10 protein-coding genes are annotated in these 9,747 nt (G+C 63.4%); 4 read left to right on the top strand and 6 right to left on the bottom strand.

Annotated features, from left to right (window positions below; translation table 11 throughout):
• Window positions 1–179: 179 nt before the first annotated feature.
• The 5 genes from EN879_RS12700 to hemP are packed head-to-tail and all read right to left on the bottom strand — an operon-like array spanning window position 180 to window position 4,298.
• Window positions 180–971: a heme ABC transporter ATP-binding protein gene (locus EN879_RS12700; RefSeq protein WP_063168164.1), complete on the bottom strand. Its 792-nt coding sequence runs from the start codon at window positions 969–971 to the stop codon at window positions 180–182.
• Window positions 972–977: 6 nt separating this feature from the next.
• On the bottom strand, window positions 978–2,075 hold the full coding sequence (locus EN879_RS12705; RefSeq protein ID WP_063168165.1) for an iron ABC transporter permease: 1,098 nt from the start codon (window positions 2,073–2,075) through the stop codon (window positions 978–980).
• 11 nt (window positions 2,076–2,086) lie between these two features.
• Window positions 2,087–2,995, bottom strand: a complete 909-nt coding sequence (locus EN879_RS12710; RefSeq protein WP_063168166.1) for a hemin ABC transporter substrate-binding protein — start codon at window positions 2,993–2,995, stop codon at window positions 2,087–2,089.
• 11 nt (window positions 2,996–3,006) lie between these two features.
• The gene (locus tag EN879_RS12715; RefSeq protein ID WP_063168167.1) at window positions 3,007–4,068 is read right to left on the bottom strand and encodes a hemin-degrading factor; all 1,062 of its coding nucleotides are present in this window, start codon (window positions 4,066–4,068) and stop codon (window positions 3,007–3,009) included.
• A gap of 23 nt (window positions 4,069–4,091) precedes the next feature.
• Window positions 4,092–4,298, bottom strand: coding sequence for a hemin uptake protein HemP (gene hemP / locus EN879_RS12720; RefSeq protein WP_063168168.1), 207 nt, complete (start codon window positions 4,296–4,298; stop codon window positions 4,092–4,094).
• 198 nt (window positions 4,299–4,496) lie between these two features.
• Here hemP and EN879_RS12725 point away from each other — a divergent pair, with 198 nt between their 5' ends.
• The 4 genes from EN879_RS12725 to EN879_RS12740 all read left to right on the top strand — a co-directional run bounded on the left by EN879_RS12725 (window position 4,497) and on the right by EN879_RS12740 (window position 8,629).
• Complete coding sequence (locus EN879_RS12725) at window positions 4,497–6,695, top strand: TonB-dependent hemoglobin/transferrin/lactoferrin family receptor (RefSeq protein ID WP_082826469.1); 2,199 nt, start codon at window positions 4,497–4,499, stop codon at window positions 6,693–6,695.
• 5 nt (window positions 6,696–6,700) lie between these two features.
• Window positions 6,701–7,144 (top strand): hypothetical protein, encoded by a 444-nt coding sequence (locus EN879_RS12730; RefSeq protein ID WP_063168170.1) that lies wholly within the window; start codon window positions 6,701–6,703, stop codon window positions 7,142–7,144.
• A 91-nt stretch (window positions 7,145–7,235) separates the two neighbouring features.
• Entirely contained in the window at window positions 7,236–8,252 is a 1,017-nt protein-coding gene (locus tag EN879_RS12735; protein WP_342030138.1) for a TonB family protein, read from the top strand.
• A gap of 62 nt (window positions 8,253–8,314) precedes the next feature.
• On the top strand, window positions 8,315–8,629 hold the full coding sequence (locus EN879_RS12740; RefSeq protein ID WP_027039045.1) for an antibiotic biosynthesis monooxygenase: 315 nt from the start codon (window positions 8,315–8,317) through the stop codon (window positions 8,627–8,629).
• A 115-nt stretch (window positions 8,630–8,744) separates the two neighbouring features.
• Here the strand turns inward: EN879_RS12740 and EN879_RS12750 are convergent.
• Window positions 8,745–9,747, bottom strand: a 1,003-nt coding sequence (locus EN879_RS12750) for an aldehyde dehydrogenase family protein (protein ID WP_127274076.1), incomplete at its 5' end; no start/stop codon positions are given.

Below are 9,747 nucleotides of genomic sequence, written 5' to 3' on the forward strand. Positions count from 1 at the left end.
TACGCAACCTGCTCGGCATCGACATGCTGATGGAGCGCCGCGCCCCGGCTGCCTAGCGTATTTCTCCCCGTTCTGCGGAGAGAAATGCCCGGCAGGGCAATGAGGGGCGGCGCCGACTTCGACAATTGGCGGGAGAAGCGCAGGAAACCGCCATTCGCAGGCCCGGCCTCACCTGAATATCAATAGACCGCCGACTGCGGCAGCACGAACGGCATATTGCCCGCCGGCAGCACGCCGACCTTGAGCCGGCAGTCGAACACTTTCTCGATCAGATCATCGCTCAGCACGTCCCGCGGCGATCCGGCGGCGGCCAGCCGGCCGCGATGCATGACGAAGATCCGCTCCGCATACATGGCCGTCAGATTGAGGTCATGCAGGATGGCGACCACGCCACCGCCCCTTCTGGCGAAGTCGCGGGCAATGTTCATGATGATCAGCTGGTGCTTGATGTCGAGGCTGGACACTGGCTCGTCGAGGAACAGAAAGCGCGGCTTGCCGTCGAGCACCGGCGCCCAGACCTGGCATAGCACGCGCGCCAACTGAACGCGCTGTTGCTCCCCGCCGGAAAGCTCCTGGTAGAAACGGCCGGCAAAGCCGTCGAGATCGACACGCGCCAGCGCCCGTTCCGGCAGCCGCGCATCCTCGCCCGGCAAGGCGCCCGAACGGCCGCCGACAAGACCAAGCTTGACCACTTCCCGCACGGTGAACGGGAACGACAGCGTCGTCGCCTGCGGCAGCACCGCGCGATGGACGGCTGCCTCGGCCGGCTTCATCGTCGAGAGATCTCGGCCGTTGAGGGCAACGCGGCCGGTATAGGCGAGCTCGCCGGAGAGCGCTTTGAGGAAGGTCGTCTTGCCCGAACCATTGGGGCCGACGACGGCGGCGATCTCGCCGGGCCGCGCGTGGAAATCGACACCACTGACGATAGGCTTGCCGGCGATATCAACCGAAACATCCTTTGCCTCGATCATCAAGCCTCACAAATCAACCACGCCGCGCTTGCGCAGCAGGATCCAAAGGAAGAACGGCGCGCCCGCTATCGCGGTGACGATGCCTATCGGCAGTTCGGCCGGCGCAACGATGGTGCGTGCGACCGCATCGGCCAGAAGCAGCAGCGAGGCGCCGAGCAGCGCCGACGCCGGCAGCAGATAGCGATTGTCCGGACCAATCAGCAGGCGCAGCAGATGCGGCACCACGATGCCGACGAAGCCGATGCCGCCGCTGACGGCGACGGATGCGCCGACCGCGGCGGAGACGCCGACGATGGCCGTGTATTTCAGCCGCTGCACCGGAATGCCGAGATGGCCGGCGGTCGCCTCGCCAAGCGCCAGCGCGTTGAGGCCGCGTGCCAGGAACGGCATCGCCGCCAGCGCCAGGACGATGATCGGCCCTACCGACGCGATCTTCGCCCAGGTCGCACCACCGAGCGATCCGAGTTGCCAGAAGGTCAGGTCGCGCAACTGGCGATCGTCGGCCATGAAGATAAGGATGCCGGTCAGCGCCATGGCGAGCGCCGCCAGCGCGATGCCCGCGAGCAGCATTGTGGCAACCGAGGTTTGCCCCCGCCGCGTCGCGACCTGATAGAGCATCAGCGTGGTGGCGAGCCCGCCACAGAAGGCCGCCAGCGGCAGGGCAAGCGTGCCGAGCAAGACTGTCACCGGAGCCAATATCGTCGCGCCGAGCACGATGACGGCAACCGCGCCGAGGCTGGAGCCGGCCGAGACGCCGATCAGGCCGGGGTCCGCCAGCGGATTGCGGAACAGCCCCTGCATGACCGCGCCGGAGACGGCGAGCGCCGCGCCGACCAGCATGCCGAGGATGACGCGCGGCAGGCGGATGTCATAGACGATCAGGCTGTCGCGGGCGCTCAACGCGGCGTCGTCAGGCACTGCGCCGAACAGCCAGCCCCCGATGACGTTGGCGGCCGATGCGTCCGAAGCCCCCGATGTCAGCGACAGAAAAACGGCAGCCGCGAGCCCCAGGCACAGCAGAAGGATGACGATGCGGGCGCGGCCCGACCGGTCGCCTTCGGATACGCTTGCCATCACCGGGCCGGCGATCGATTGATCGACCATGATCTGCCTGCTCAGTCCGTGACCTGCCCGCCATAAAGCGAGACAGCGAGGTCGTGGATGGCATCAGCCGTGCGCGGCCCGAAGCCGAGCAGATAGGCGCCGTCGATGCGGATCAGCTTGTGCGCCGTTCCGGCCGGCGTGGAGGCGATCGACGGATTGACGAACAGTTCGTCGTCCGAAACCGGAGGCCCGGCATTGCTCATCATCAGGATCACGTCAGGCCTGGCGGTTATGATCGCCTCGTCGGACATCTGCTTGTAGCCGGAAAAGCCCTCGACCGCGTTGACGCCGCCGGCCAGCTTGACCATGCCGTCGGCGGCGGTCTCGCTGCCGGCCGCCAGAATCTTGCCACCCTGTATCGACAGCACGAACAGGATGCGCTTGCGCTCCTTGATCGAAGCCGTCTGCTTCTCGGCGGCCGTGAGCTTGGCATCGAGCTCCTTGGCCAGCACCTCGGCCTTGGCGTCGACGCCGAGCGCCTTGCCGACGATGCGGACCTTCTCGAGAATGCCTTCGTGGCTGTAGTGCTCGGGCACCTCGATGAACGGCACGCTCGTCTTCTTCAAGACATCGACTGCTTCCTTGGGGCCGCTGCCATGCAGCGCCAGGATGCCGGTCGGGTCGACCGACAGCACACCCTCCGGCGACAGCGCGCGCATATAGCCGACATCGGGCAGCTCAAGCGCCGCCTTTGGGAACCGGCTGGTGGAATCGCGTGCCACCAGATGCTTTTCCTGGCCGAGAGCATAGACGATCTCGGTGATCGAGCCGCCAATGGCCACGATCTTTGAAGGATCGGCAAACACGGCCGTGCCTTCCGCGGCGCTGGCGGGTTGCAGTGCGATAACAGCCATGGAGAGACCGATCACCGGCCCCAAAATAGATCCGCGCACAGCCGACAATCTTGGGAAAACACTCATAGCATTTTTTCTCAGGCTGCAGTCGGGCTTGGGATGCGCGGCAGGTTTTCCGCCAGGAAGCGCCAGTCGTCTCGCTCGCTTTCGCCTTCATGACGCTTGCCGAAGAACTGGATGATCATCTTGCCGTCGGCGTCATAGACCTCGAGCGAGGTGACATGACCGTCCTTGGTCGGCTTGCGCACGGCCCAGACCTCGTGGATGTGGTCGGTGCGCAGATGCAGGTGGAAGGTTTCGTCCAGCACGTTGATCCATGGTCCCATCGGCTTGATCGACTTGATCGGACCGGAATGGATCTGGATGCAGCCGCGGTTTCCCACAAAGCACATGATCGGCATCTCGCCCTCCGCGGCATGATGAAACATGGCCCGGACCGCCTCATTGTCGAGCTGCCAGGCATAGTCCTGCCCAACCAGGCGCACCGCCTGCCGGCGGCTTAGTTTCAGCGTCTTCAGCATACCAAAGAACTGGTGCACGTCGGTCAGCCGGCTCCAGCGGTCACGCAGATCGTCGAGATTGGCGGCCGCTTCGTCGCCATGGATCTCGTCATCGGGGAGTGGCCCCGAGATGTCGACCGTCGGTTCCTGGTTGGACGATTCGAGCGCGGCGACCAGCTTCTGATAGGCATAGAGGCTGGAGGCCGGCCGCAGATGCACCTTGTGCACGGCCTCGCCTGCCGCATCGAAGAACTGGAGGCTGCGGCGGATTTCGTCGCCGTCGCGCTTCTCGATGGCAAAGCCGTGCGCCCAGACCTTCGGGAAGATGCGCAAGTCGATGTTTTCGCCAAGCACCATGGCATTGTGGGTGCCGGTGACGACCTTGTCATAGACGCCGATCTTCTCGTGCACCGCGCTGTCATTGCGGGTCAGCGCCATGACCTCGCCGACGGCCTCGAGGCCGGTCAGAAGATCGTTGACGCGCGGCTCGATGCGGACGACGCCGTCGCCGCAATGCGCCGCGACCAGTTCGGCTTCCGAAATGCCGAGATGGGCAGCCAGATCACGCTCGCGCGTCTTCGGATTGTCTGTCCGTGCCCGCCGGATTTCATGCGGGGCGGGTTTTACGCGCTGATCCATGTCTCGGTCCCTGTTGCCTTGTCTTACTTGTTGAGAATGAGCTTGCCCTGGCGGGTGATTTTCAGCCGGTAGAGTGCACCGTGATGCTCGATGCCTATCTCGTGCTCGCCCTGGAACAGGGTGTTGCTGGAAAGGGTTCGTACCGCCAGCGGAACCCGGTCGAAATGGGGGGAGGCATCGTCGGGACGGCGGACGCGATAGCGAAAATCGTTGGGATTGTGGGTGTTCATCTGGATGGATCCCTTTCCTGTGCCGGGCGTCTGGCTAGGCGTTGCGTAATCCGATTCATTTCTTGACTTGAATAATCATGTTTACTAGTCAGTGCAATACCGGATTAAATGAGTCAACATTTAAGACGTCGGCGACGATCAAAAATGCCAGCCAGCCCCGGGCCAGCCAGCATGAAACCTGGACTTTGGAGTTGGGGCATGGGGTTTGTGACTTGGGAATGGCGCGGCCGGTCGGCGGCGAACGGCGCGGCGGCATTGCTGGCAAGCGTGGCGGCGATTGCCTTATCGGCGCAACTGGCCAACGCCCAGCAGGCGGCGCAGACGACAGATCAAACGAAGAAGGCTGAAGAGGAAAAGGCAGCACCAGCGGGAGCAACGCTGCTCGACAAGATCCTCGTCATCAGCCGCACCGGCGAGACGGCGATCGAATCGCTGGCATCGGCCAGCCATATCGGCCAGGAACAGCTCGACCGCCGCATGGCGACGACGCCCAATGAGATGCTGCTCGGCGTGCCCGGTGTCGCGGCGCAGGCCGACGCCAGGCGCGTCAGCACCAGCATCAACATCCGCGGCCTGCAGGATTTCGGTCGCGTCGCAGTCATCGTCGACGGCGCACGACAGAATTTCCAGCGCTCCGACCACGGCACGCAGTCGACCTTCTACATCGACCCCGAACTCGTCAAATCCGTGGATGTTATCCGTGGTCCTGTAGCCAACACCTACGGCTCGGGCGCCATCGGCGGCGTCGTCTTCTTCGACACCAAGGATGCCGAGGATTTCCTCAAGCCTGACGAGACATGGGCCGGTTCCGTCACGGGACGCTATGAGAGCAACGGCAAGGGCTGGACCACAAGTGCATCCGGCGCCTACCGCATTAACGAGAATTGGGACGTGCTGGGCAACATCGTCTACCGCGACTATGACGACTACAAGGATGGCGGCGGCGACACCGTCAAGGGCACCGGCTTCGACGTGCTGAGCGGACTGCTCAAGACCAGCATACGCCCGACCGACAACAGCGAACTGAAGCTCGGCTGGGTCGGCTCAAGCGATGGCTGGAACGAGATCAGCGGCGGTGCGCCGGTCAATGACGTCGACCTGAAGTCGAACACCTTCACGGCGCGCTACAACATCACGGATGAGGACAAGAGCTGGCTCGATCTCCACATCAACACCTCCTACAACAAGACCAACCTCGATCTGACCAGCCTTGTCCCGCAAAACCGCTTTGATCCGGTCACCGGCCTTCCCGTTGTCTTGCCGGCGGGATCGCAGTCGACATTCGACGTCGGCACCACCGGCATCGACATCTGGAACACGTCCCGGTTCGAGACGAGTGGGATCGCGCACGAGCTGACCTATGGCGGCGACTGGGTCGGCGATAACGTCGAGACCGGCGGCGCGGCTGGTGGCGACAGTTTCTACACGCCTTCGGGCAAGCGCAACGTTTCGGGCGCCTATGTCCAGGACAAGCTCACCTGGGAGTGGCTCGAAGTCATCGCCGGGCTGCGTTACGACAACTACAGTCTCAAAGATGACACCCACGACATTTCCGGCGACAGGGTATCGCCGCGCATCACCGTCGGCGTCTCCCCGTTCGAATCCGCAGGCCTTGCCGGCCTTCAGTTTTATGGCACCTATGCCGAGGGCTATCGCTCGCCATCGATCGCCGAGACGCTGATCAGCGGCAATCATCCGGCAGGCGTCAGCTTTCCGTTCCTGCCCAATCCCAATCTGCGGCCGGAGACTGGAAAGACCGTCGAATTCGGCGTCAACTACAAGCAGAACGACATCCTCGAAGCCGGCGATGCGCTGCGCATCAAGGCAGCGTATTTCAACAATGATGTCGAAGATTACATCGATGGCGTTACCCTGTCGCGGTTTGACCCGACAGCCGGTTGCCCGAGCGGACCCGGTATCCCGATATGCTTCCAGTACCAGAATTTTGCCAAGGCCAAGATCGACGGCTTCGAACTGGAGGGCGTCTATGATGCCGGATGGGGCTATGCCGGCCTCTCGGCTTCAATCACCAATGGTCACACCATTTCCTACAAGGGTGTGGAAGCGGATCTCGCCACGATCCCATCATCCCAGGTCACCGCGCAGCTCGGCTTGCGCTTCCTCGAGGACAAGCTGACCGTCGGCGGCGAAGTGCAATACAATGGCAAGCCCAAGGGCAATCCGATCGCCGAGGACTACACGCTGGTCAATGCCTTTGCCAGCTACCAGGCGACGGACAATTTGAAGATTGATTTCCGCGCCGACAATCTGTTCGATGTCAAATACGCCAACCCGCTTAACCTGACCACGGCTGGCCAGCCGCCGCAGCCGGTTTTCGCGGCCTACGAGCCCGGCATAACGCTGAAGCTGGCGGCAACGATGCGGTTTGGAGGCTGATTGCCATGACGAGCTTGACGACACCCCTTCGTCTGCTGACCTCGATGCTGGCGATGTCGCTTGCGATGGTTTCGGCGTGGGCGCAAGAGTCCGCGCCGGCCCCCACGCTCACCCTGGAACTCAATGGCGCGCAACCTTCCGACAAGGGTTGCCGCCTGAGGTTCGTGGTCAACAACAATCTCGGCGCCGACCTGTCCAAGGCTGCCTTCGAGATCGCCTTGTTCAACGAGGCAGGCGTCGTCGACCGGCTGACCGTGCTCGATTTCAAGGAATTGCCGGCCGGCAAGACCAAGGTGACGCGTTTCGATCTGGCCGGCACCGAGTGCTCGAAAGTCAGCCGCGTGCTGATCAACAGCGCGACCGAATGCACCGGTACCGGCGTCGAACCGAACGCCTGCATGCGCAAGCTGAAGACGGACACCAAGACCGGTATCGCCTTCGGCGTCTGAGGTGGGACTGCATCCCGCATTCCTGCAAAACAAAACGGTGTGGCCAGCTGCCGGCCACTGCCGACTGCCGCTGCGAGCGAACGATCTTGATTTGACAATTCTGCTCTTGTCGCTGCAGGTCTCGCGGCGAGACATGCAGGATATCAGCCCCCTTTCCGAAGCCGGCGCCGAGCTGGCGATAGAGCCAACCGAGCCGCTCGCGCTGCCGCGGCCGTCGGCCTGGAACCGCAAATGGACGGCGGCGATCGTCGTCTCCTGCGCGCTCCATGCCGCCGTGGCGGCGGCTTTTCTGATCTCGCCTTCGGGGATTTCGAGTTCCCAGAATGCCGAGCAGCCGGAAGGCAGTGATCAGTCGGGCACCAACGTGGTCGGCAGCGCGCTGGACAAGGACCCGACGGCAATAAACGTTGCACTGGTGCCCAGCCCGCAACCGGCCAAACCACAGCCGGCAACGCCGCCCAAGCCGTCGCAGCCAACGGAGGCCTCCCAACCTGCCGCGGAAGCGGCAAAGCCGCCGCTCAAGCCTTTGCCGGAACCTGTCAAACCGCAGGCGGTCACCCCGGACATACTGGTGGCCGGCGCCCCTCGCCCCGATGATCAGAGCGTGGCTCCCAAGACCGAAGCGCCGGCACAGCCGACCGTTCAGCCCAGGAGCACCGAGACGCCTGTCGCCGTTCCAGAACAGCCGCCGATCCCCAGCGCGAGGCCCAGTCCGGCAGCTGCCCAGTCAAAGACGGCGGATGAGAAGCGCGGCACGGCGGATGGCCAGGACCTGTCGGCGCAAGCGGCCAGCAAGGGCAAAAGGCAAAACGAGGCAGGCACTGCCGCGGAAGATAACTACCGCGGCGATGTCTTTAGAAAGCTCGGCAGCGTCAATCGCACTCTGCCGCCGTCCCTACAACTGGCGGCACGCAACAATGCGGTTGTTAAATTCGTCATAGGCAGGAAGGGCAACATAAATAAGTTGCGCATCCTGGAGACCTCAGGGTCGGCGGCTTTCGATCAGGCGGCGCTTGGCATTATCCGCAAAGCAGCCCCCTTCCCTTCGATTCCACCACAGGCAGCAAGCGCAAGTTTGGAGTTCGAGACCGAAATCGGCCCATTTTGAATGTGCGCAGAACAAAACGCTGCGGCCGCAAATCATCAACATCCCTGTGAGAGGAAACCACCATGTACATCGCCATGAACCGCTTCAAGGTGCAGACCGGCTCGGAGAACGATTTCGAAGCCGTGTGGAAGAACCGCGATTCCAGCCTTGCGGAGATGAAGGGGTTCCGCGAATTCCACCTGCTGCGAGGCCCGGTCAACGAGACCGAAGGCTACACGCTGTTTGCATCGCACACCGTGTGGGCGAGCCACGATGATTTCATCGCCTGGACCAAGTCCGAGAATTTCCGCGCTGCCCACAGGAATGTCGGCACGACGAAGGTCCACTATCTCGGCCACCCCCAGTTCGAGGGTTTTTCGGTCGTCGAAGGCGCGTAATGCATGTCGCTCAAAAGTGGTCCCGGTTTTGGGACAACGACATGCATAAACCGAAAGAGATAGAGCCATTCACCGTTTCCACGAAACGGTGAATGGCTCTATCGACCGGCCGGAGTCAGGCTCCGGCCAGCAAGGTCGCATTGCCGCCCGCGGCGGTGGTGTCGACGCAGACGGCCCGCTCATGTGCATAAGCCGCCGGGTTCAACACTTCGCTGACCAGCGGCACGATCGGGCCTGAGCGATCAGCGATAACCCTGCGCACGATGCGCGCGGCCTCTGGCGTGCCGGAAAAAGCAACGATATCGACGCGCAGCGAGCGTGCCTCGACCGGATCAGGCCGCCCGTCGATGACGGCCAGTGGGAGGCCCTTGCCGGTCAGAGCGGAAAGGGCCGCCGGTGCACCCGGTGCAACGGCCAGCACGGCGTTGCCGGCGGCGAGCGCCTGGATCGTCTGCGCCAGCAGCGTATCACCATCGGGACCAAGGCACAGCACCCGTCCACGTGGCGACAGCGAGAGCGTGTTGGCTTCGCCGGTCGGCCCGGGCAGGTCGACCTGGCCGAAATCGATGCCGGCGGCCGCACCAATGGCCGCAGCACCCTTGCCGCGCAGATGCTTCCTCAGAATGGCGATCCGGTCCGGACGCGTCGACCAGCCGCCAAGTGTGGGATCAGGCAGATTGTCGGCAAGCTCGGTCGCCGTGACCTTGTGGCCATCCTGCACATGGGTGCCGGCCTCCGGCCCCTTGCGGAAGCGGCGGAGATAGTGCGGACCGCCGGCCTTCGGCCCGGTGCCGGAAAGCCCCTCGCCGCCAAACGGCTGCGAACCGACGACGGCGCCGATCTGGTTGCGGTTGACATAGATGTTGCCGGCATGGATGCCATCGACGAAATGCTGCACGCGGCCCTCGATGCGGGTGTGCAGGCCGAAGGTCAGGCCATAACCCTTGCGGTTGATGGCGGCGATGACGGCGTCGATCTGGTCGGCGTCGAAACTGGCGACATGCAGCACCGGCCCGAACACCTCGCGCTCCATGTCCTCGATACCCTTGACCCGGAAGACATGCGGCGCGACGAAGCGACCTTCCCTGGGCGCCTCGAGCTTGGCGATCAGCCTGCCC

The sequence above is a fragment of the Mesorhizobium sp. M7A.F.Ca.AU.002.02.1.1 genome (genome assembly GCF_003998535.1).
Lineage (GTDB): Bacteria > Pseudomonadota > Alphaproteobacteria > Rhizobiales > Rhizobiaceae > Mesorhizobium > Mesorhizobium ciceri.